The sequence below is a fragment of the Streptomyces sp. NPDC048295 genome (assembly GCF_040652135.1).
Lineage (GTDB): Bacteria > Actinomycetota > Actinomycetes > Streptomycetales > Streptomycetaceae > Streptomyces.
Window position 1 is genome coordinate 68013 of sequence record NZ_JBEZLL010000021.1, and the last position, 20450, is coordinate 88462.

Genomic DNA, 20450 nt, shown 5'->3' on the forward strand with positions numbered 1-20450 from the left:
CTCAATGGGCCCATCGCTTCCGCTACGCGCTGTACGACGGCCTGCGGCTCCAGGGCGCACGGCACGGTGATTGGCCTCCTCTGCTACGGGGCGCGGTCCTGGGGTCGGTCGCGGCGGGCGTAGTCCTGTTCTCGACCTGACGACAGCGCTGAGGCCACCGCGCCTCGACCTCGCTCACAGCAGGAGCGGGATGAGTGACACGGCAAGACCGATCACGCCCACGGCTAGGCCGGCCACCTCCCACGGGCGGTCCCGGATTACCTCGGTCATGGTGCGGTGAAGATGGCCTGGGACGCTCAGGGGAAGGCCTTTCAGGCCGCCTGGGAGCGTGATGTCGAGCTGGGAGAGTGCGGTCACGTTGAGGCTTGCCCGGCCGATACGGAAGGCCGGGGCGAGGATCTGTTCCTCCCGTGTCCAGTGGGATCCCGGGCCGAGGAGGAGGCGGTCGGATTCCGTCTTCAACTGGAAGAACGTGACTCGGTACGCAGTCACGGCTCCGAAGGTGCGGGACGGCTGGACGGCCTCGATCACGCCGAGGTTCGTGAGGACGTCCCGGTCCGGGTCATGGTGGTAGCCCGCCAGTTCCTCTTCGAGTTCCCGGATCGCGGCCGCACGGTGGTCGGCGTCGGTGGTTCGGACATGGCCTCCCGGCAGCTGGTACTGACGGGCACGCTCGTCGTACTGGAGGAGGTAGTGGGCCTGTCCACCCCTGCCGCGACGGCGTGCCTTGACGACGACTTGGACCACGTCCACCTCCCGAAGTGGTACCGCGCCGGGGTCGAGGGACAGGCGACGGCTCTCTGCCAGATAGAGAAACTGCGGTCCGGCGAGCACCTGATGGTCGGTGTACGGGCCGGTCACTGTGCCCGCGCGCTCCCAGTTGTCGAGCATCTCGTGACCGCTGCGCAGATATGCAGCGAGTCCGCGCAGGAAGTACGCGGCCTGAGGACTGACGACCGCGGTGGTCGGGGTGCCGTCGGGTCTGGTCTCCGTACGCAGGACGCCGAACACGCCGACCAAGGCGAGCACAGCGGCCACCGTGCTGTCGGCCTCTGAGGGTTCAAGACCGGCCTGCCGGCCCAGCTCCCGCGCCGTGACGGGGGTGGCTCCCTCCTGTGCGGCCAGGCAGTCCAGGAGGTTGGCCGTTCTCGTACGGGCCGCTTCGGTCATCGCGTGTGGCCTCCGTCGTGGCTTCCATCATGGTCTCCGGGTGTGGCGGGTCGGCGGATGCACTGAGTGCCGGCCCCGATCTCGAAGACCTCCCAGCCGTGGCGCCTGACAAGGGCGGCCAGCGGTTGCTTGGAGGCGATCTTTCTGTAGGTCTCTACTCCCCAGCGGGACCTGAGTCGGTTGCCGACCTGGGGCAGGATGGGCTTCTGGCCCTGCGCGACCAAGCCGCGCACCACGTCGGCGATGTCCGCCGCGATGTCCGGTGCGGGGCGAGAGGTGGGGGCGGCTGCCTTCCGCCGTACGCGGCCAGAGTGGGGAGGATTGTCCGTTAGTTCCCAACCAGGCTCCTGGACGATTTTCGCGCGCAGCGATCGACCGCCCTCGGGGCCGACCACGGTGCCGAAGCTCTCGCCGAGAGAGGCGTGGAGTGCCGCCCGTACGTCGGCGAACGTCGGATCCACCCTCCCGTTGCGCTGCCGCAGAAGGGTGACCGCGGCGGACAGCGCCTCTCCGAACGTGGGCAGGGACGCCGGCGCCTGGGTTTCCTCATCTGAGGCGTCATCCGCCCGGCGAGGCAGGCTCACTCGGCCGAACACGGCGTTGGTCGACGGCGTCAGTGTCGCACTCTGGCCCGTGCCTTCACGTCGCAGCCAGTCCAACTCGCTCCACAGCGTGCTCAGATCGGCGAGGCCCAGCCGTTCGGCCAGTGGTGCGCACCCACTGAACCGGGCTTCCAGCCACTCGATCACGGCGGCCTCAGGGACAGGTGACGCGCCCCGCGCCAGTCGGGCCTCCACCTCGTCCCGCAGATCGCTCTCGACGCGGTCCCACAGCCGGTCGGCAGGGATGAGTTCGTCGTCCACCGCGGTAGCGCTGTGCGGGAGCAGCTCCGCTTCCTGCGCCGTACACCCATCGCCCCGACGGTTCGGTTCCGGTTTCATCCACAGAAGTTGCCCGGCGCGCGGAGCCTCGCGAGGAGGGCTCAGAACGTCGTCGACATGCAGCGTGGCGAACTGATTGTCCGCGTAGGTGACCAGGACGGTACGCGTCTCCTCGTTGATCGTGATGGCCCGGCCCAGCACCTTGTGGCTCGGCCGGGTGGTTGGGGCATTCTCCGACGGTGTCTTCATCGGTCGGCGCTTCTGCGCGGGCGTGTGTGCCTGCGCAGCCGGTGGCCACGACGGAGAGCTGAGGAGCCGGATCTCGGGATCGCTTTCGGCGCCGAAGTAATGGACCTGGCCCGACTGTTTCAGGAGGTCCTCGACATCGGCACCGTCATAACGGTACCGAGCTCTGGCGCGGTCGATCAGATCAGAAAGCCGTGCCGTCCGTTCCACTTCCTCCCAGGCCCTCAGCAGCGACATGCAGAAGGCCAGCTTCTGCTCGTCACGGATCTTAACGGCATGGGTCGCGACCGCTTCGGTGGAGAGTAGGGCCCGCTCCGTCGCCCTGCCCGCGTCGGAGCCCGCCGCGCCCATCTCCGTTCCGGTCGCTTTGTCCGGAGCCGACGACGACAGGTGGCCTTGCCAGGACAGCTGCCGCGGAGTTACACCGTCAGGGTGGTGGCCCCGTTCTACCTCGTAGGCGCGCAGTCCGCTCGAACTCATCCCCAGATAGAAGTTGACCTGTGTGTTCTCCTCGCTGTCAAGGAAGTTGCCCAGATGCGGCCTGAAGTGGGCGGTGACCCGGCCGGCGAGTCTGATGGTGCCCTTCCAGTGTGAACCCACCGTGTCGATCACGCCGTTAACCCGCTGCAGACGGTCAGGCTTCTTCCAGAAGGTCTTCTTACGGTCCCACTCGCCGAGGTCACTGTCCGAGATAACCGGATACCAGTCCGGTCCCTTTGCCAGCCACAGGTACGACCAGGTGGACCGGCCGAGCACTAACTGGCTGCTTTGCTGCTGCTCGTACCGGAACTGCTCGGTCTGGTTGCTATTTCCGCTGAACCACTGGTGGAACAGGAGGCAGTAGCGGTAGTAATGGGCGCGCCACGACGGAAAGCGGTCACACCAGAGCTGGAGCTCGGAGAGACTCTCTGGGATGTCGAACTCGGGCAGCTGCCTGTACGCCTCGAACCAGAGCCGGTAGTCGTCCTCGCGGCAGTCGTGGCGGGACAGGTTCTGCCGCGCCAGCTGGACGATGCGCCGCAATTCGGCGTGGCTCAGGGGACGCCCGTCGGTCTCGCTTCTCAGGTGGTACGCATGGGCCAGGGCCCGCCGGACCGCCGTGTTCGACTGTCGACCCGCGACAGCCACTTCCCATGTTTCGACGGCGGCGTTCAGGTCGCCGTGCAGACCTCTGATGGCTGCGTGGCAGCCCGCGATGTACGTGTTGTGCCCGTCCAAGGACCCGTAGGCGCGGGTCACGTCGCGCAGGAGATCCCGCGCCTCAGCGACCTTCAGTTTCACCCACTCGCCCGCCGACGCCGTCAGGTCCGTAATCGACGCGACCCGAGCCGCTGCCTTCATGGCCCGAGCCACGTCGATGACCGACTGGACGTGGGTGATGTAGGCGTAGCGGTTCTCCTTGTTGAGTCGGCGCGAGGTAACGAAGCACTCGACGGTCCGCTCGTAGTGCTCTTCGACCACGCTCATGACGGCCGCCAGACCGTGCGACCTGGCCTGTGTCAGCGCCTCCTTTAGGATCCTCTTGCGCGCTAGGCCCAGGGCGTGGTGGTGGAGGAAGTCGTGCTCGGCGAGAGCCACCGCGCGGGAGACGTACTCCTCTGCCTTGTCGTACTCCTCCTCCAGCCGGTAGATCTGATGGCGTCCCAGGTGTGTCCAGTAGTGCGGATCCTCCGGGATATGTTCGGTGAGCGAACGCAGCACGGTATGCGCCGAGTAGTCGTCGAGCTGCTCGATGAGTGGCGCGAACTGGCCCCGGTCCTCGACTCCGTCCACGGTGCCGCCCTGTCGGTCCACGAACATTTGCTTCAGCAGCAGTCGGGTTGGGGTCGAAGAGGCGTCGGTCCGGAAGGCGAGCGCCTCGATGAAATCGATGGACAGGTCCTTAAGGTAGGAATCCCAGTGGTCATCCTTAAAGATTTCGACGAGCGCCTGTTCGGCGATCAGCTGGTGCTGGAGCCGCACCCGGTCAGCGCGCACGGTCACCAGGCGGGCGGCCTCTTGTCCCAGCACGTCGGAAAGTTCTAGTTGGGTCGCGCTGGACGGCAGGCGCATCAGTTTCTTGACGGTGTCCCGCTGGAGACCCGAGTTGGTGAAGATCGTGACGAGCGCGAGGTAGGTCATGACCTTCGCGGCCTGGCCCCGCACGTTCTCCAGATGCGTCTTCACGTAGTCGGAGAGTTTGGTGAAATCCCGTTCGAAGGTGACTAGCCCGTAGTAGAACGGGGTGCGGTACTGCTCGTACTGCTGCCGTGACAGCTTGCGCAGTTCGGAGACACGGGAGGGCTCGACGACGAGTTCGCTGTAGCGACGCTCGAACTCCCTCATCTCCGTGGAGTTCAGGAGCTCGTGCACTTCCAAGGCGTCGTTCTCTGCGTCCGCTACCACGCGTCGAACGTAGAACATGGTCACCCTGGTGCCGCGCTTGCTCAGCTCCTGATAGAGCATCTCGCGGTCGGATTCGCTGAGGTCGCCGGATTCGGCCACGAAGAGAACTGGTAACTGCGTCCGGCTGTACAGCAGGTCGATCCGGTCCGCGATGAGCGAGACCCGGGAGCGGTCGACGGCGATGCCATGGGGAAGGACGGCTACGGGGTACTCGTGGTGCAAATCCCAGGCGGCGCGACGCGCCACCGTGGTGCCTCCCGCTCCCGGCCGGTGGCGGAGCACAACCGTACGGGTGTGGTGATTCTCTAGGCTATCTCGCAGCGCCGTCACCAGGTCGTGCGCCACGGTGCGGGGGACGTCCCGGTCGGCGTCGAGGTCGGACCATCGGATGAGGCCGCCACGCCAGAACTCGTCGTTGTACCGTCCTGTCGCGGGCGGCTCCACCAGCTCGATCCCGTCGTGCAGCACCACGAGGTGCTCGCGAAGTCGCTGCATGGTCTCGGGCGAGACCGAGGATGGCTTCCGGTCGAGCGACGGCAGGGTGAAGTCGGCCTGCTCGGGGGCCTGGCCCAGGGTGTCGCTCAGCCGGTTGAGGAGCGCCGACAGCGACAGCGGCACCTGGGTCGTCTCGACCCGGGTGGCAAGGGGCGACCGGCCGATGTGCAGAAACGTGGCCCGCCCCTGCAGCATTTCGTCCACGGCTTCGAGCGCTCTAAGGAGCCGGTCCCGTTCCATGCCGTCGTCGCCGCCCTCTTCGAGGACGATGACGAAGACCGGGGTGTCGCCCACCGTCTCCCGGAAGGACGAGGCCAGCCGCCGGATGGCTTCCATGCGCCGGTAGCCCCAGTTGCGCAGATCTTCGGGGGGTTCGTTGCGCAGGACGGAGCCGACCGCCAGCATCCAGGCCGTGCCGCGTCCGTAGTCGACCTGCGGCTGGTCGTGAGTGAAGAGATGGACTGCGCGTTGGGCGTCGAGGACCGGCCCCGCGCGGTGCCGTAACCCGTCACCGTCCGACTTGGGGTCCAGATCCAGGATCACCGACCAGGGGATTCGGCCGAGGGCAGCCACGGTGTCGAGAGCGGGCATCCGTTCGGTGATCAGCACATAACGGCCCGCGTGAGGGGCGAATCCCGATGTCGCGTCCCACAGCGATCGCCACAGCGTCTCCTCAGCCTCCGCCCGCTGCCGGTCGTCTGAGTTCCGATGCCCGGCTCTGGTATCAGCTGCCCGTTCGCCTGATGATTCGGTTGCTGGGGCCAGGCATCCAGTGCCGTAGACACGGTCGTAGTGGAAGGCGTAGCACCCGGCGTACGCGAGGCAGAGCCGAGCCTTGGGGCTTCCCGGCTCGAACCGCTTGGCCCACAGTAGCCCCGTGATCATCCTGATCAGCATGAACTGGCGCTCGAGGTGGTCCCTCCGCCCCTGCTGGACGGAAGTCCACTGCTCGATCCCCCGGCGAGACGCTTCCAGGAAGGCCATCAACCAGTCGGTCCCGTCCGGGATCTGCCAGCGGGAGATCCCCTCGGCGCTTGCCAGACAGCGGCCGAGGATGACGGGGTCGAGGTCGGGGAGGAGATTGACCAGGACGCTGACCTCGAGATAGGCGAGGTCGAAGCCGATTGCACCCTCGCGTGCCCGGTCGAGGTCGACGATCCAGTATCCGGAGTCGGCACCGGCCAATTCGGCAGCGGGCACCAGCAGGTTGCCCGTATTGAGGTCGCCGTGGCAGTAGCCGTACATGAGTGGTAAGCGGTCGTCTTGGTCGGGGCCGAGAATCTCGCGGGGGTCGAGGAAGGTCTGCCCTCCGGACACCACCGGCCGGCTCGCGGGAAAGAACGACTCCGCTCCATCGAGGCACGCGGCGGCGCGGTCCGTTCCGACCAGGTCGATCAGCAGCTCGTGCGGGGTCTGCTCGCGTATGTCGTGCGGTAGTGACCAGGCGGTCAACAGCTCGTGGGACAGCGGCTCCGCCGTCAACCGCAACGCGGTGGAGGGGTTGCGGGGTGAGACGTACCGATGGGTGCCGCCTCCGGCGAACTGCTGGAGGGACACCACCAGGGGCTGGGAGCCGTCCGTGGCGCCGACGGTACGAATCCTCAGCATGTGGGGGATGTGGTTCTCGGCGAAGTTGGGGGCGGCCTCGCGCAGTAGGTTGTGGGCTGCGAGCTCGTTGCGCTGGACGAGGCCGTCGTCATTCGGTCCCACCCGCACGACGTAGAACCCAGGCTTGAAGGTGTTACCGGTCCGGCCGCTGACATCGACACCAAGGAGGCGGGCCTCTGATCTGCCCTGGGGCATCGTCCTGTAGATCAGCTTGGCGTCAGGTAGCCAGTCCTTCAACGCCGCGATGACCGCGTTGCGTTGAGCATCGTCCGTCAGTCCAAGATCGCCGTCCACGTTTCCCCCGACATGTCCAAGTGAACACCGTTCGTTGGTTGTACCACTTCCGATTTCCGGGTCGCCAGCACGCGACATCGCCGCGTGAGAGCGTACCGGAGCTACTGGCGGCCACGCCGCCAGTTGGGATCACTGCCTCGTCGGTTGGGTCTGTTCCTGCCGGACCAGCAACTATCCGGCCTGGAAGCGGTGCTCGGAGTCCAGGGCCGCCATCCTGTCCGCGATGTGGCGGCGACAGCGTGGATCGGGAGACCCGGGCGGCGGGCGATGGCAGCGTCGGTCAGACCCTCCGCCAGCAGGCGGACGATCGCCGCCTTGAGCTCGTCGGCACGGCCGGCCAGCATTGGTGGCGGCTCACCGCAGTCCAGACGGCGGGGTGCCGGAGGACAGTCATGTCTCACAACGGCTTTCGGCTACCGCGCGCAGATGAGTCAACGCCACCGTGAGCCGGTAGGTGATGGTGACCGGGCGGGTCGGGGCCACGTTCCTGGACACCAGTCCACGGCTCTCCAGGTCAGCAAGGCGGCTGGAGAGCACGCGGTTGGAGATCCCGGAAACGGCTTCCTGGAGCTGGCTGAATCGTCCTCGTCACACGAACGTTGCCAGGTTCTTCCCGCGCAAGCCCCGCCGCCCTGCCTGATCGGCACGGGGCGGCCTTGTACGGTTCTCGGTCAGACTCCGGCGAGGCGGTTCGAGAGGTCGAGGGCGGCGGTCGCGAACGTGAGGGCGGCGCACAGGCCGATCACCTCGTGGACGGTCGGGCGGACCAGGCGCGGCCAGTCGTCCGGGGCGGCGGGCCAGGAGGCGAGGTGCACCTCGGCGGTGGCCAGACCCAGACGGGCGGTGACGTCCCAGCCCGAACGTGCGGCGGGTTCCCAGTGAAGGAGGACACGGCCGAGGGGAAGTCTCGGAGTTCCGGCGGTGAGCCACGTGACATCGAGAGGGCCGTCGGGTCGGGCGGAGACGCGCCAGACCAGCGCGCCGCGCACGCCGTCCGGCACGGGACGCACGGCCAGGCCGGTCAGCGGAAGGACGGACGAAGGACGGGATTGCGACGACGAGATGGAAGCCTCCGAGGCGTTGAGGGAATGGTTCAGGCCCAGGCGAGGGCGTCGCGCGCGCCCACCGGGAGGTAGTCCTCCTGGCCGTCATCGGCGATGAACGCCACGCCGTCCCGGACGACGACGTCCGCCCCCACGTAGTGCGCGAAGGGGAAGTCGGGGTTGACGGCGAGGCGGACCGGCAGGCCGGGGTCCAGCTCCTGGAGCTGACGGAGCAGGTGGCCAACGGTCAGGTGCTGGGGCAAGAGAACCTCCAAGAGCAGCAGGGGAAGAAAAGGGGACGGGCTGACGGGGGAGAGGCGGAAGGCGTCGAGGAGGCGGAGCAGGTCGCGAAGGACCTTCCGCCCCTCGCCAGAGCATGCGCACTGGGAGGACCTTCTTGTCGGACAGCGTGAGGAGCGGGCGCTCCTCGTGAAGCGGATGAGGGAACAGAGCCGGTCGGCCTCGGCCTGTCCCCGGTGGTTCGGCGGTCAGCGCGAGGAGTGGGCGACGAGGGCGGCGAGGAATCCGGCAACGGCTTCGGCGGGGGTGTGGAGGCCGAACTCCTGGACCCATGCGTCGCCGTCGGCGGGCTGCACCCGGACGTGCCAGACGACGTTCCGCTTCCAGGCGTCCGGGTCTTCGGGGAGCCAGCCGACGTAGACGCGGCCGTCCGGGCTGGTCGCGTGGACGTTGGCCTCCGGGGTGTCGACGACCGCCCAGCCGAGGGCGCTCAGGAGGTCGAGCACCGGAGCGGCGCAGTGGTCGGAGGAGAGCCAGTGGGGGTCTTCCACGGCGGGGCGGACGACGGCGGGCAGGAGGGTGGCAGAGGTGGTCACGGTTCGATGATCCCTTCGTTGACCTGCGGTTTTCCCGACACCCGTACGTTGGCATGCAGCATGCCGAAGTGCGTAGTCGCTTCCTGGGGAGGGCCGTCTGCCGTTGGCGAACTGGAGGCCGCCAGCAGGTAGTCGGCGCGTGGGAATGGATCGGCGAACGCGGTTGTCGTACGTGGGTTGCGGTGACGGGCCGCGCAGCAGCGAAAGGGGGGAGTAGGGATGGCCGAGGCGAGCAGACACTGGGACGGCGCCGGGCTGGAGCGCAAGATCCGCGCTGCCGGGCGGCCGTGGACGGTGGGCGACATCGCGATGGTTGCCGACGGTCAGTGGGGCGTCGGTGCACAGCCGGGCAGGTGGCCGGACGAGGAGACGGTGGTGGAGCGCCGGGTGACGGAAGGCCGGCGCGTCGAGCTGACGCTGGAGGAGCTGGCCCGCGCGGTGGGCCCCCGTACCGAGGACGCCCACCGCGACGAGGACCTCGCCTGACGGTTCAGCGACGCGGCCCCGCAGCGGGCGCCGACGGTCCGAAGACGGCCGGGGGAACGGGTGGATCGGGCACCTGGCGCGGGGCGTCGGGTATGCCCCCGGAGCGGGCGACAGCGGCCTGGGCTAGTCGAGCCGCCGGGCCCTGGGCTGCGGGTGCCGCGGCTTCACGGGCCTCGGTCACGCGCCTGATCGCCTGCGGATGCGCATGGCTCTCCGCGTGGGCGACGCGGAGGTCGGCTGCCGAGCTGACGATCCGGTCCAGTTCGTAGAAGGCCGGCATGTACCTGGGCCCGGTCAGGGCGTGCAGACGCTTCTGGTGGACGGCCACCGCGTTGTCGGTGATGGCCAGGGCCGTACGGGTGTGCATGGCCGAGCGCAGGAGCGGGTCCTCGCAAGGGCGGCGGACCGCGAGGACTTCGAGGGCCTCGATGGGCTGGCCCCAGGCTTTCTCGATCAGGGCCGTGGCCTGGTCGAGCATGGTGGCGGTGGGCATGACGGAACTCCCAATGGTCATGGGCTGTTTCAGGCGGGGGCGGTGTCCCGGAAAGGCCGGGTGAAGGTCAGCGGCCGTGCCGTATAGCCGACGAGCTGGCCGACGGCCAGGCGGCGGGTGCGGGCGCGAGGTTGCCCGACCGGTTCTGCATCGCACCTGTGGAGCGGCTCTGGGCGGCCATCACCCGTAGGTCGGCGGCGGTACGCGGGGCGCGTGCGGCGCGGTGGACGGCCTGGGTGACCGCGGTGCGGCGCACGTCGAGCGGAGTCGGAGCGCGGGAGACCGAGGGCTCGGCGGCCGGGGAGACCGGGGTCAGCGTGACCAGGTGTTCCACCCGCCGGTCGATCTGGTGCCGTTCACGCACAACGGGAGCCGACTCCGCCATGACGGCCGCGGTCGCGGCGATCAGGTGAGACGGGGTGCGGGCGGTGAAGACCGCCTCGGCCCGTGTGCGCCAGCCCGGTGGACCGGCCCAGAGTGTGACGGTCTCGTCGTCCCATCCGGAAAGACGGTTGTCGATCACGACGCCGGCCTGGCCGTCGGGGGCGACGATCTCGATGGTGCCGCGCTCGGCGGGGACGCCGCGTTTCCAGCCGGCGTCCGTCAGCGGCCGGACGGCGTCAGCCCAGTACATCGACGGGTTTGCCAGGAAGCGGCCGTTGCCGTCGTAGGGGTCGGCTTCGGCGTAGTCGTGGGCCAGCGCGGTGGTGAGGCCGGCGACGATCTCGGCCGGGGTGACGTGGTTGAAGGTGGCCGTCCAGCGGGGTGCGGCGACCGCCTCCTTGGCGGCGGTGATCTTCCACAGTTCGAAGTCGTCGCCGAACCAGCCGATCCGAATGCGCTGGTCGGGCGCGGTGACGAGGAGTTGGCAGGGGCCGTCGTCGACGTAGTGGTGCGGCCAGTGGGCGACGGGGGCGAAGCCGGCCTCGCCGGTCCCGTTGGAGCCGGCCAGGTACATGGGGCTGACCAGCACCTCCTCGTAGAAGTGCGCGTCATAGGGAGTGGGCACGATCGAAGCTCCGGGGCGTGTGGGTGGGGAACGCGCCCGCGTGCGCAGCCGGGAAGGCGGCTGGTGCGCACACGGACGCCGTGGCGGAGGGGCGGCTCTGGTTCTCCCCACGCGGGTCACCGGGACCGGCCCGGGGCCGACTGGGCGGTCACGGCCGCCGGCACTCGTGGTTGCGGCTGTGGAGCGTGGCTGAACAGCGAAGCCGGCGTGGCAGCGCTGCGGCGTAGAGCCGCAGCCGTACGGGCGCCGTCCACCTCCAGCGGGACACCGGTACGGGTGCGTGTGGCAGCCGGGACAGGGCGCGGCGCCGACGAGGTCCGCTGCTCGGTGAGAGGGCCGCTCCAGTGCTCGATGCTCGCGTACACGGCCCCCAGCGCCTGACCAGCGTCGGTCAGAACGTAAGGGTCGCCGTGGCGCGGCCCCGTGCGGGTCACCAGTTCGTCGGCTTGGAGCCGGAGGAGCCGCACCCGAGCGAAGACGCTTTCGATGCCGACTTCCTCGGCGATGTGGCCGAGCCGCATCGGACCGCCTTCGTCGAGGACCTGGATCACGGCGGTCGAATGCCGAAGATGCAGACGGCTCAGGGCGTCCTCGACGCGTTCGGCTTCGGGCATCCGGCCCAGCGACAGATAGGCGCGGGACCAGTCCGACACGGTGCGATACACGGGATGCAGGGACTCGCCGAGCATGCTGAGCCGGTACGGAGCCCCGCGACGGGCATTCTCTCGGGTGACCAGTCCGGCGGCGCGCATCGTGGCCAGCCTCTTGCCGACGAATTGCTCGCTGATGAAGGGGAGTTGGGCGGCGACTTCGTGTACGCGCATGGGGCGGTTCCCCTGGGCCAGAATCATCGCCGTCCAGGTGGTCCACCTCGGCTCCAGCAGAGACAGCGCGCCCTCGACACGCTGAGCATCGACCGAGCCGATGGAGAAGACGGGAGGCTGTACGGGGGCGGACATGAAATACCCTTTCTTCGGAAGGAGTCAGCGGGAACGCGAGGGCTTGCCGACCGCCGCGGTAACGCGCCGGACGGCCGAGTCGGGAAGGGGGCCGTGGGGCGCGGAGGTGTGGCTGCGGTTGAGCGCGGCAGACACCCGTGGCGTTGCCGCACGCGCTGCGCGAAGGGCGGCTTCACCCTGCGGCGTGAGCGAGAGAAGTTGTCCGGGCCTGTACAACTCTCGCCGGTGTCCTGGTGCAGCAGTCCGTCGGCGACCAGCCGTTGCACGGTCTGGGGCCAGATCGCCGGGTCCTGCCGTTGGGCCTTCTCCCACACCACGTAGGGGTCGTCGCCGATCCCCGCGAGACGGAACCGGACGCCGCCGGCCTCGACGGCTTCGAGAGCCCTGAGCCGGCGATCACCCGCGACAGCCCAGTCGTCGTCCCGACCGGAACTCTGTTCCTGGTGCAGTTCGTGGGCCTTCGCCGTCGAGTGCTCGGTGCTGGGCTGAAGGTGCTGGTACGCGGAGATGGCCTCGATGAGCTGGTCGTAGGCCCGATCCTGCTGGGTGATGAGCTCTCCGAGCTTCGGGACCGCAGTCCGCAGGATCGCGTACGAGACGCGGGCACCGCTGAGTTCACCGCGCCCGACGGGTTCGAGGAGCCGGAGAGCGTCCCTGGCCGCGACCGTCACCCGGTCGTGCCGCGCGTCAAGCTCGTACGCGGCCCCGATCATCCGCGTCGCGGCCTGGTACAGCGGACTGCCGAGGCGGTACGTGGTGTTGAGCGTGCTGACTTCGGGGACGCCGAGCGTCTCGGCGACGAGATCGGCGCCGGGGTGCGTATTCGGGTCGTAGGGGTTCACCGGGCCGTCTCCATCCGGGCGAGCAGGGAGCGGACCAGGGTGGGCAGGCTGCCGGGGCCGTCGCCGACCGAGATGTGGTCGGTGGCCTCGTCGAGGACGTACGCGGCGTCTTCGAGCAGGCTGCTGGAGATCTCCATGCAGTCGTCGGTGATCCGGGAGGCGGCGAGCAGCGACTCGGAGAGGACCGCGACGTAGTCGTCCGGCGCGAGGCCGGCGGCCTCGGCCGCGGTACGGATCGCGGCCAGCTCCAGCGCGTTGAACGAGAAGTCGAACCCTTTGTCGTCGGGCGCGGTGACGGCCGGATCACGGGGCTCGGTGGGGATGCCTGCGCGGGTGCAGATCCGGTCGACGGCGGTGGTCAGCTCGGCGAGGGACTCGGTGAGCCAGCCCAGCGTGGCGGCGTAGGAGGCCAGGGTGAACAGGCCCGCAGGGGTGGTGGGCCGAGGCTCGGCGGCCACGAACTCTTCGAGGCGGTCGCTCAGTTCGTCGACCACCCTGGGCCCGGCTGCGAGCGCGCCCAGGACGGGGTGCAGGTAGGAGCGGCTGGGGGCCGTCGGGTACTCGGCGGTGAGGATGCCTGAGACGCTCTGCGCGGCCTCGGTGAGGAGGCCGGCCAGGTCGGTACGGGTCAGGGGAGCGCGGCTGGTGGTCATCGCTGGGGAACCTTTCGGGAAGCGGCAGCCGGGACCGGTGTCGCTGTGGGAGGAGCTGTCGGGGAGGCCGCCGGGCGGTCGACGGTCAGGGATGAGCGGGACCGGGCAGCGCGTACGCGGGCCTCGGTGGCGGAGGCCGTCTCGGTGTCCTGCCGGGGGCCGGTGCGCAGGTGGGCCGAGCGGTAGACCGCGTAGTCCTTCCGGCTCCCGGCGGCGACGAGGTAGATCTCGCGCTTGTGGGTCGAGGTCGGTGGGGCGGGGCGGAACTGGATGACCATCCGGTAGGCGACCGAGGGGTCGACGTAGACCTTGTGGAAGCTGGCGAGGCGGCCCTTCAACGGCAGGCAGTCGTCACTTCCGTGGACCAGGTTCTGCAGTTCCAGCAGGGCCAAGTCGCGGACCTCGTCGGGAAGTGTCCGCAGGTCGGCGATGGCGTCGGGGTGCGCGGCGAACGCGAAGCGGGCGCGGCTCACAGCAGCTTCCCCTGTCCCGGACGCTGGATCGCCACCGTGGCCGGAGGCGTGCGGGTGGCGTCGAGGCCGGACTTCGGCATCCCGGAGGCACCGGCCGACCGGGCGAGCGCCATGTGAGCGATGCGGGCCCGGACGACGGCGCCGTCGTGATCGCTGTACTCCGGAGGCTCGGGCAGCGGACCGTTGCGGTCGTCGAGCCAGGAGCGGGCGGTATCCACGTCGGCGAAGGCGCCCTCGCGCATCGTGTAGGTGCCGATGTCGTGGTTCCACTCTTCGTGGAAGACACGAACTGGTGCTTGACGGGCACTGGAGTCGCGGGTCAGCGTCCAGGTTTCACTCGGGTCATGGTCCGAGGTGTGAGTTTCGAGGACTTCGTAGCGAGTGCCGGACTCCCGGATCTGCTGTTCCACCTGGAGGGTGAGGTCGTCGTCAGGTTTGAGGTAGTCGCTGCCGACGAGAACGATCCGCTCGGGCGGGCAGCCGCGTTCGACGAGCCAGCGCTGGGCGAAGGCCGCTGTGGCGTGGTGGCTCGTCTCCAGGGTGAACGTGGAAAGGCTGAGATCCCGCGCGACCGCGATCGCGACGAGTTGCGGCGAGCCGGGTATCTCCCACGTGGCCGACCGGTCGTGGGCGAGGACGAAGCTGTGCGAGCCGTGGGGAGCGGAATGGTGCTGGGACAAGACCTTCAGGTCACCGGACCAGAGCCTGTCCAGCACCTCCTCGGAGGCGGCATCGGCGGGTGCGAGTTCATCGAGGTCAAAGTCGAAGGAGAAGTCGAGGTCGCCGTTCACGCCGAAACTCCCGACTGCTCGGGCGCCGGGGTGGCCAGAACGCGGTGGTTGGGCCGGGTCGCGCTCGTTGTGCACGCGGCGAAGGGCCCGTCAGGGGCGCGAAGGTGCACCAGCGTCTGGTCGAGGTGGTCGCGGTGCCAGGTCGACGGACCGGACAGGCCGGCCTCCGTGTCGGTGAACTGCTGCCACGCGAGCCAGAGCGCGTGGAGCCGGGCGACGGCCTCCGGGTGCTCGTGCCACTGCGCGCACCAGGGTCGGCTGGTGCTGATCTCCCGGCCGTAGACCGGGAGGAAGAGGTGGTGCACCCAGTTGCTGAGGGCGGAGAGTTCGGCGGCGTACGCCTCGCCGCCCAGGGCGACGATGAACACCGAGGCGGGGCCGTCGGTCTGCTTGGTATCGGCCGCCTCGGCTGCCGGAGCGCTGTCTTCCTGCTGGTGGTCAGCGGGGTCGGGCGCGGGTTCGGAGCCGAGGCGGTCGAGGATGACGCCGTGCTGCCTGACCTTGGCCATGGTCTTGGCGAGGTTGCTGGCAAGGTCGTCGAGGTCCCCGTCCGGGAGGCGGAACGGCTCGGGGACGGGGGCGGTCGGGCTGTTGTCGGGCATGGGGGCGTGCTCCATCTGTGAGACGGCGACATGCCCGAGAGGATCCGGAGAAACCGCGGTTTGGCCGGGCCGGGAAAACCCGGTAGTGGGGTCCTACCCGCCCCCGCAGCGAGAGCAGCGGGGGAAGGGCGGTGCCAGCAACTCCAGAGCCCGAGCGGCTTGTTGGGGGACGACGCCGTTGCCGAGCGCGGTGAGCTGTGCCGGGCGTCCGAGCCCTGGGGTGGCGGTGACCCAGCCGGAGTCGAGACCCTGCATCCACTCGACGAAGTCGGCGCGGAGCCGCCCGCCCGCGTCCGTGGGGTCCGGCGCGGGACGAGTGAGCGTCTCCCATCGGGTGATGGCGGCTGCGTACGGTCCCCACCGCCGCTCCGGCTCTCGGCCTCCGGCGACTCCTCCGCCCACAGCGGCAGGGCTACCGCCGACGAGGGAGGACGCCACTTCTTCCCGGGGCGACGGCCCAGTGTGCCCGTGTCGCTGGTGATCGGTGTGGGCAGCAGTGACGCCGCTGCGCTGGGCAGGGTCATGTCGCCGTTGCCGTGCCGCTGGTTGGGCGAGCCCTTGATCCCGTCCGACGCCTTCGGGGTCGGAAGGAGCCACTCGACCTCGTCGGCCAGGTTCGGACCGTGCCCGCCGCCCTTCCTCTTCGCGGGGTGCTGGGAGCCGCCGTTTTTGCCGATGTTGCTGGTCGGGGTTTTGAGCAGGGTCTCCGGTGGGCCAGGCAGTGAGGAAGGCCCGCTCGCGGCGGTGCGGGGCACCGACGTCGGAGGCGCGAAGCACGAGCCACTTCGCGTTGTACCCGAGGTCGGCCAGGGATCCGAGTACGGCACCGAGTGCTCGCAAAGGAGGCTGACCTGTGGTGTCTCCCAGGCACCACGGGCAGGGTTCCACGTCGCCAGGGGAACCGGCGGGGGAGGTGAGGAGGCCGCGCACATTCTCGATCACAACCAGGCAGGGTCGGAGGGCTTCGACCGCACGGGCGACGTGCAGCCAGAGCCCGGAGCGGGTCTGGGCGTTGAGTCCGGCCCTACGGCCGGCGACCGAGACGTCTTTGACAGGGGAAACCCGCCGTCAGGACGCACACCCGGGGGACGGAGGTCCAGTCGACGGTCGTGATGTCGCCCAGGTTGGGGATGTCGGGCCAGTGGCGGGCCAGGATGCGCGAGGCGTTCGGATCGACCTCCGCGTGCCAGGCCAGGGCGCCGCCGAGAGCGGCCTGCACCCCCAGGTCGAGGCCGCCGTACCCCGAGCAGAGCGACCCGATCAGCGCAGAACGCGAAAGGACAGTGGGCATGTCACCGTTCCCGTCCGGTCCGGCCCGGCGGAGCTGCCGGTGGGACGACAGCAGGAGGCGGCGTGAGGGAGGGCGCCGCGGTCGCGGAACGGCTGCAGGCGGCATCGGCGCGGGCGGAGGAGGGCGAGATCGCCGCCTCTGCGGCACGCAGGCCCTCGGCGGTCTCGCGCAGAGCCTTGTCCGCCATACCGAGCGCGTTGCCCATCACCAGCCGTTCGTACTCTTCAGCCTCGGGCTCGTCGCCGAGGTGCTTGGCCCGGTCCCAGGCAGAGAGCCGGTGCGCCACCGCTCCGAGCGCGGATGCCGCCTCGCACGCCGACCGGACGGCGGCGGCGAAGCCCACGATGGCCGGGGCAGTGTGCCCGTCCCGCCTCTGCTCGGCCGCACGGACGAGGACCTCGTCGGCCAGCTTGGTGAGGAGCGTGCCGAGGGTGGAGAGCTGGCGGGCGACGGTGACGCTGTCGAGCGGGCGGTCGGGATCCCCGGTGACCGGGAGCTTGCTGCGCACGGTGTCGAAGCCCGATGCCGTGGCGCGCAGGGCCAGTAGGTCGGAGGAAGAGTTGTCGGTCAAGGCGAACTCCAAGCGAAAGAAAGGGAGATGGCTGGACGTTGAGAAGGTCAGGGGTGGCCGCGCGAGGGCGGCCGGGCGGTGGCCGGTGCGGGGACGGGACCGGTCAGGGCCGGGGGCGACGGGGCTGGGCGCGGCGTGCTGCGGGCGCGGGCGGCCTGCACCCGGGCCGGAGGCGGCCCGCCCTCCGAGGGAGCTGAAGCCGTCGGCTTCGGAACCGGGCGGCCTTTCGCGGCCTGCCAGCGGGAACGGACCTCGTCGAGCGGGCCGAGGGCGTGCAGGGCGTGGTTGATCAGCCGGCCGGGTCCCAGGGCCTCGTCCTCGGCCAGGGCCCGGACGGCGCGCGCGGAGGCGGCTGCGGTGCGCGTGAGGGAGGAGCGCATCACCTGGTGCCCGAACCATTCGGCGCTGCCGGGGAGCATGCCGTCGCCGATGGCGATCAGCTGCTCACCCGACAGGGTGCCGTCGGCCAGGAGCCCGCGCCGCTGGACCTCCCAGAGCAGGGTGATCCGGTCGATGGGCTCGCCTCGATGGCGCAGCGCGCCCAGGCACCGGTAGACCTGCCCGTGGGCCGGATCGGCGAAGTCGCCCGGCCGCAGCCAGTCCACCACTTCATCCATGGCCCTCGGCTGCTCGGTGAGGACGGCAAGGAGGAACCGCTCGTCCTCGGTGGCCTGGTCGGACTGGACCGGCGGCGAGACGGTGGTCACGGCGGCGGCTGGCCCGGCAGTGCGCGCGACCGGGCGTGGGTCGGTTCCCCAGCGGCGCGCGAGATCGGTGAGCACTCCTGTAAGGACGTCCGCCGTGCGCAGGGCTCCCTCGACCTCGCCCTGGACGGCGTCGGCCCGAGCCGCCTGGTGAAGGCGGATCGCGTGCTGAGCGACGGTGCGGTGGATCGCCCCCTCCAGCACCATGCGGCCGTACACCGGAGCGTGCTCGGAACGCGGGCAGGCCGAGATCAGGGAGTGGGCGTACACCGCGGTCAGCCCCCGGACATGGAGGCCGGCCTCGGCGACCGCGTCGTTCACCCACGACAGCGGCACCGGTCCCTCGGCGCCGGTCGCCGGGTGGCCGTCGCTTCGGAGTTTGCGGAGCGCGGCGAACAGTGCCTGATGGACGGGCCGGTAGAAGTGATCCGGCGCGAGCCAGTCCAGGTGTGCGAGCTGGTCTGGGTCGAGGAGGACGGCGCCGAGGACCGCCTGCTCGGCACGCTGCAGCGGGTTCATCGCCGGCCTCCCGGTTCGGAGGCGGAGGACTCGTTCTGCCGGGTACGGAGTTCGGCGACCGCCCGGTCGGCGGCGGCCATCGCCTGGGCGAGGTCGTCCAGGACGGCGGTGAACGCGGGATCGGAGGCGGGAATCGAGCCGGCCCTGCCGACCAGCCACCACTGGCCGTCGCGCAGAACGACAGGCGAGCGCGGCAGTCGCCCGGGACGCGGCGTGGGCGCGCTCATGCCGACAGCCTGAAGTCGTCGTGCCCGATGCTCTTCGCGAGGGCCCGCTCGGTGATGGCCTTCGTGGCGCGGGCGGAGGCGGGTCCGACGACCTTGGCGGAGGGCTCCTTGTACCAGGGCTTCAGGTTGAGCATGGCGACCCGGATGCCGGTGGCCAGGAGCAGCGCCTTGCCCTTGGGCAGGGCACGGATCGCGTCGGGCGGCAGGATCCGCTCGGTGCGCATGCTCACCGAGGTGGACTTGCCGCTCTCGCTGGTCGATACCGAGGTGGTCTGGACGTCGTGGTCACCGACCTGCCTGCTGAGACGGTCGGCGAAGTCGGCGTCGTCGATACCCGAGCCGATGATCTTGACGGTGGCTGCGGACCACAGGGCGTCCATGCCGGCCTCGCCCCAGCACCGCTGGCCCTGCCGGTAGGACTGCAGGATCGTCATCGGGATGACGCCCCGGCTGCCCAGATGGGAGTAGAGGTCGGGGAGGTCGGAGATTTTGCACACGTTGGCGGCCTCGTCGAGGACGCACAGGGCGGGCGGGTCGAGCCGGCCGCCGGAGCGCTCGGCGACGACGACGGCCGCGCGCATCACGGCGTCGGCCGCTGCCGCGATGATCGCGCTCGCGCTGCCGCCGCCGTCCTTGCTGAGCAGGTACAGCGTGTCGCGGGAGGTGGCGAAGGCGAAGGGCTTGAACTCGGGGAGGTCCTCGTTAGGCGTGACCCAGGCGGCGACGTCCGCATCGAGCAGGCAGCTCGCGTACTGCCGCGCCGTCTCGTAGATGCCGTCGCGGGTCTCGGTCGCGCCGGAGACGGTGCCCTGGAGCTGGGCGGCGACCGCGTGATGGCCGGCGTCGGTGAGCAGGTCCACCGGGGTCCGGTCGGCCGGCATCGCGAGCCAGGCCAGGACGTCGGTGACCGGACGCCGGTGGCTGGCGGCGGCCAGGAATAGGGCGCCCAGGGTGTTGGACGCGGCGGTGGACCAGAAGTCGGAGCCGCTGGACTCGTCCACGCTCGCGGCCACGAAGTGTCCGGCGAGCCGTTTCGCGCCGGCCAGGTCGCGGGCGTCGGCCAGGTCGCGGGCGTCGGCCAGGATGTCCCACCACATCTCGCGCGGGTGGTGCGCGATCTGCTGGGGGTCGAGGGTCCAGACCGTGCCGATCTCGCCGCGGGCGTCCACGGTGGCGGTGAAGGCGTCGTTCGCGGCCTTGTTGCTGGTGAGCAGGACCGGGCCGGGTGCCGAGAGGATCGAGGGGATCGCCAGGCCCGAGGTCTTGCCGGAACGCGGGGCCATGATCGCGACGATCACGTCTTCCCAGGAAGCACGGACCTCGGCCCGACCGGGGTCGAGGGTGCCGAGCCGGATGCCGCGGTCGGAGGGAGCGACCTCTTTTACCCTCCCGGCCGCTCAGGGACGGCCGCAGGCTCTTCGCCTTGGCGGTGATCTCCTTGTCCAGCAGCGACGCCGCGTCGCTCTTGCGGGCCAGACCGGACTTCGCATCGGAGCGCCAGCGCATCCACAACACCAGGCCGGTGGTGGCCAGGGCCAGGGTGAGCAGGCCGGGGACGACGCGGGCACCGACCAGCAGCGCGGTACTGCCCAGGGCCGGCCATAGCACCTCGGGGTGCAGCAGGGCCTCGGTGGCGCGGAACGGAGCCCACGGACCGCTGCCGACCAGGGTGTTGGTGAGGTTGCCGGTCAGCCAGGCGAGGGAGGTGAAGGCGAGGGCGGCGCCGAGGACGCCGATCAGGAGGTAGAGGAGCGCGTCGGAGCCGGTGGTGGTCGAGGGCGCGCTGGTACGAGGGGAGGGCACGGTGATTCCTTGGCGGTGCGAGCGGACGGGGCGGGGCGCGCTCGGCTCTCGTGCAGTTCACGGGCTCAC

At 69.9% G+C, this 20450-nt stretch carries 19 protein-coding genes and 2 pseudogenes; 1 reads left to right on the plus strand and 20 read right to left on the minus strand.

Annotated features, from left to right (window positions below):
• Positions 1-174: 174 nt before the first annotated feature.
• The 6 genes and pseudogenes from AB0D53_RS27790 to AB0D53_RS27815 form a co-directional block, all read right to left on the minus strand.
• Positions 175-1170, minus strand: coding sequence for an NUDIX hydrolase (locus tag AB0D53_RS27790; protein ID WP_362451414.1), 996 nt, complete (start codon positions 1168-1170; stop codon positions 175-177).
• Positions 1167-7079: a hypothetical protein gene (locus tag AB0D53_RS27795; RefSeq protein ID WP_362451417.1), complete on the minus strand. Its 5913-nt coding sequence runs from the start codon at positions 7077-7079 to the stop codon at positions 1167-1169. The genes AB0D53_RS27790 and AB0D53_RS27795 overlap by 4 nt, the downstream gene beginning before the upstream one ends.
• Before the next feature lie 390 nt (positions 7080-7469).
• Positions 7470-7649: pseudogene (locus AB0D53_RS27800) on the minus strand (winged helix-turn-helix transcriptional regulator); the annotation flags it as partial.
• Between the two features lie 101 nt (positions 7650-7750).
• The gene (locus tag AB0D53_RS27805; RefSeq protein WP_362451419.1) at positions 7751-8089 is read right to left on the minus strand and encodes an esterase; all 339 of its coding nucleotides are present in this window, start codon (positions 8087-8089) and stop codon (positions 7751-7753) included.
• A gap of 83 nt (positions 8090-8172) precedes the next feature.
• The gene (locus tag AB0D53_RS27810) at positions 8173-8385 is read right to left on the minus strand and encodes a hypothetical protein (RefSeq protein ID WP_362451421.1); all 213 of its coding nucleotides are present in this window, start codon (positions 8383-8385) and stop codon (positions 8173-8175) included.
• Between the two features lie 225 nt (positions 8386-8610).
• Positions 8611-8958 (minus strand): DUF317 domain-containing protein, encoded by a 348-nt coding sequence (locus tag AB0D53_RS27815; protein WP_362451423.1) that lies wholly within the window; start codon positions 8956-8958, stop codon positions 8611-8613.
• A gap of 219 nt (positions 8959-9177) precedes the next feature.
• Between AB0D53_RS27815 and AB0D53_RS27820 the strand changes: the two genes are divergently transcribed.
• Positions 9178-9444, plus strand: coding sequence for a hypothetical protein (locus AB0D53_RS27820; RefSeq protein ID WP_362451425.1), 267 nt, complete (start codon positions 9178-9180; stop codon positions 9442-9444).
• A gap of 4 nt (positions 9445-9448) precedes the next feature.
• On the opposite strand, the gene AB0D53_RS27825 is transcribed toward AB0D53_RS27820, so the two are convergent.
• The 14 genes and pseudogenes from AB0D53_RS27825 to AB0D53_RS27890 form a co-directional block, all read right to left on the minus strand.
• On the minus strand, positions 9449-9937 hold the full coding sequence (locus AB0D53_RS27825) for a hypothetical protein (protein ID WP_362451427.1): 489 nt from the start codon (positions 9935-9937) through the stop codon (positions 9449-9451).
• A 67-nt stretch (positions 9938-10004) separates the two neighbouring features.
• Positions 10005-10895: a DUF317 domain-containing protein gene (locus AB0D53_RS27830; protein WP_362451570.1), complete on the minus strand. Its 891-nt coding sequence runs from the start codon at positions 10893-10895 to the stop codon at positions 10005-10007.
• 167 nt (positions 10896-11062) lie between these two features.
• Positions 11063-11770, minus strand: coding sequence for a winged helix-turn-helix transcriptional regulator (locus tag AB0D53_RS27835; protein WP_362451429.1), 708 nt, complete (start codon positions 11768-11770; stop codon positions 11063-11065).
• Positions 11771-11793: 23 nt separating this feature from the next.
• Positions 11794-12747, minus strand: coding sequence for a hypothetical protein (locus tag AB0D53_RS27840; protein WP_362451431.1), 954 nt, complete (start codon positions 12745-12747; stop codon positions 11794-11796).
• Positions 12744-13400: a hypothetical protein gene (locus tag AB0D53_RS27845; RefSeq protein WP_362451433.1), complete on the minus strand. Its 657-nt coding sequence runs from the start codon at positions 13398-13400 to the stop codon at positions 12744-12746. The genes AB0D53_RS27840 and AB0D53_RS27845 overlap by 4 nt, the downstream gene beginning before the upstream one ends.
• The gene (locus tag AB0D53_RS27850) at positions 13397-13873 is read right to left on the minus strand and encodes a hypothetical protein (RefSeq protein WP_362451435.1); all 477 of its coding nucleotides are present in this window, start codon (positions 13871-13873) and stop codon (positions 13397-13399) included. The genes AB0D53_RS27845 and AB0D53_RS27850 overlap by 4 nt, the downstream gene beginning before the upstream one ends.
• Positions 13870-14664, minus strand: coding sequence for a glycosyl hydrolase (locus AB0D53_RS27855; protein WP_362451438.1), 795 nt, complete (start codon positions 14662-14664; stop codon positions 13870-13872). The genes AB0D53_RS27850 and AB0D53_RS27855 overlap by 4 nt, the downstream gene beginning before the upstream one ends.
• Entirely contained in the window at positions 14661-15266 is a 606-nt protein-coding gene (locus tag AB0D53_RS27860; protein WP_362451440.1) for a DUF4913 domain-containing protein, read from the minus strand. Before AB0D53_RS27860 ends, AB0D53_RS27855 begins: the two co-directional genes overlap by 4 nt.
• A 93-nt stretch (positions 15267-15359) precedes the next feature.
• Positions 15360-16253: a DNA cytosine methyltransferase gene (locus tag AB0D53_RS27865; RefSeq protein ID WP_362451572.1), complete on the minus strand. Its 894-nt coding sequence runs from the start codon at positions 16251-16253 to the stop codon at positions 15360-15362.
• A gap of 37 nt (positions 16254-16290) precedes the next feature.
• The gene (locus AB0D53_RS27870; RefSeq protein WP_362451442.1) at positions 16291-16557 is read right to left on the minus strand and encodes a DNA cytosine methyltransferase; all 267 of its coding nucleotides are present in this window, start codon (positions 16555-16557) and stop codon (positions 16291-16293) included.
• Position 16558: 1 nt separating this feature from the next.
• On the minus strand, positions 16559-17128 hold the full coding sequence (locus AB0D53_RS27875) for a hypothetical protein (RefSeq protein WP_362451445.1): 570 nt from the start codon (positions 17126-17128) through the stop codon (positions 16559-16561).
• A gap of 47 nt (positions 17129-17175) precedes the next feature.
• Positions 17176-18351 (minus strand): DnaB-like helicase N-terminal domain-containing protein, encoded by a 1176-nt coding sequence (locus AB0D53_RS27880; RefSeq protein ID WP_362451448.1) that lies wholly within the window; start codon positions 18349-18351, stop codon positions 17176-17178.
• The gene (locus AB0D53_RS27885; RefSeq protein WP_362451450.1) at positions 18348-18578 is read right to left on the minus strand and encodes a hypothetical protein; all 231 of its coding nucleotides are present in this window, start codon (positions 18576-18578) and stop codon (positions 18348-18350) included. Before AB0D53_RS27885 ends, AB0D53_RS27880 begins: the two co-directional genes overlap by 4 nt.
• A pseudogene (locus AB0D53_RS27890) lies at positions 18575-20381 on the minus strand (TraM recognition domain-containing protein). Before AB0D53_RS27890 ends, AB0D53_RS27885 begins: the two are co-directional and overlap by 4 nt.
• Between the last annotated feature and the right edge of the window lie 69 nt (positions 20382-20450).